This window comes from Cellulomonas fimi, assembly GCF_012952065.1.
Classification (GTDB): domain Bacteria; phylum Actinomycetota; class Actinomycetes; order Actinomycetales; family Cellulomonadaceae; genus Pengzhenrongella; species Pengzhenrongella fimi_A.
Map to the genome: position 1 here is coordinate 1 of NZ_JABCJJ010000076.1, position 1,084 is coordinate 1,084.

Consider the following 1,084-nt stretch of genomic DNA (forward strand, 5'->3'; position numbering starts at 1 on the left):
CGGCGCTGGCGCGGGTGAGGTCCGACGCGTACGCGTTCCGGTCCACGATCGCCTCGAACGCCGAGTGGGAGTACGACCAGGGCCTGGTCGACGAGAACACCGCGCTGATCTCGCGGGTGAACGCCCAGCAGGTGGCCCTGTGGGAGGCCGAGCGGGCGTGCGCCAACGCGATCCGCGCGCTGTACGGGGCCGAGCCGTGGCGCGCCGCGACCGGGGAGAACGACCCGCTCGGCTACGGCGTCGGGGAGATCCCCACCGACGCCGCGATGCCCTGGGGCAGCGAGGTCCAGCGCAAGGACCACTGCCCCAAGTCCGCGGCGGTCGGCGTGAAGCGGTTCGTGTGGGACGGGGTGATCGTCGACGGCCTGTGGGGCACGGTCACCGGGCTCGGCATGCTCGTCGGGATCGACGGCTGGTCCTGGAGCTGGGACACGATGAAGAGCTCCTGGATCGGCATGGGCTCCCTGATCGGGTACGCCGGGGGCGAGTGGTCCTGGGGCAACGCGGGCGACGCCTGGCTCGGCCTCGGCAAGGGCCTGATCGCGTACGACACCTGGCAGGACGACCCGGGCCGCGCCGCCGGGGGGGCGGTCTTCAACATCGCCACGATCTTCATCCCGGCCGGCGCGGCCGTGGCCGGCACCAAGGGCGCCGCGACCGCCGCCGGAACCGCGGGCCGGACCGCGTCCTGGCTGGCCAAGGGCGCGCGCATCGTCGACTTCACCGACCCGATCGCGCTCGGCATCATGGGCGGCAAGGTCGTCCTCCCCAAGCTCGGCGACCTCCTGACCGGGATGCGGCTCGCCACCGAGGGCCTGGGTGACGCCATCCGCGTCCCCGAGATCCCGACCACCAGCCTCGACCTACCGACCGGGGCGCTCGACGACCTCGCGGCGGGCGCGCCGCCCGTGCGAAACCCCGACGCGGTGCCCGAGGCGACGCCCAGGATCGACGCCGAGGCGCCCGCACCGGTGCGCGTGCCCGAGCCCGCAACCGTGGGCGGCGGCACCGGCGGCGGCCAGGGCCCGGGCGGGCTCGGACACGGCGCGGACGACCTGGTCAACCCCGGCGGGGTGACGCCGGG

1 protein-coding gene is annotated in these 1,084 nt (G+C 75.1%); it reads left to right on the plus strand.

The window, feature by feature from the left end; all coding sequences use genetic code 11:
- Positions 1 to 14 precede the first annotated feature (14 nt).
- Positions 15 to 1,084, plus strand: a 1,070-nt coding sequence (locus HIR71_RS16255; RefSeq protein WP_211374333.1) for a hypothetical protein, incomplete at its 3' end; no start/stop codon positions are given.